1 pseudogene is annotated in these 631 nt (G+C 51.0%); it reads right to left on the reverse strand.

Annotated features, from left to right (window positions below):
- Positions 1 to 631: pseudogene (locus tag M3G15_RS21385) on the reverse strand (transposase); the annotation flags it as partial.

Below are 631 nucleotides of genomic sequence, written 5' to 3' on the forward strand. Positions count from 1 at the left end.
CATCGAGTATGAAAAGTCGTGTGCTCGTCCTGGACGCTACTTTCTCGATCAGGCCCGGCGCCATTTCTCCATCATTTACGTGCGCCGGCGTTACTTCCAAGGCGATCGGCAATTCACTTTTCGTATCGACCGCCAGATGAATTTTGTAACCAAACCATGTGATTTTATTGCCGAAGGAATCAAATTTTGCGCCCCAGTTCGCATTACCCGTTTGCTCACTTTTGCGTTTGGGCTGCTTTTTCTCGTAAGCGCGGAGAGCGGCGCTGTCTATGGCGACGGTACTGCCTTCTATGATACCTTCCTGCTGACAGCGTGTGACCAAATCCTCAAAAAGCCGTTTTGCCAAGTCCTTTCTCGTCAGTTCTGCGAAGACTCGGCTTAATGTGGACACGGGGAGCTTCCCGATCCAGCGGAAGTCCACACTGATAACGAAACCGAAGATCCGTATTCAAACGATGATGCAATCCCGTAAAGGTAGCGATTCCTTCAAGCGGCGCAGCCAAAGAGTGCTCGTAGAATACCTTGTCTGCAGTATCCGTCAGCGCCTCGGGGTGAACAGCTTCTCAGTTCCTTGGCATACGGTCTCAGATCGAGAGAGATGAAGAAGATCGGCAATCGCTCCTTAGGTTGT

The organism is Paenibacillus sp. p3-SID1389, from assembly GCF_025151705.1.
Lineage (GTDB): Bacteria > Bacillota > Bacilli > Paenibacillales > Paenibacillaceae > Fontibacillus > Fontibacillus phoenicis.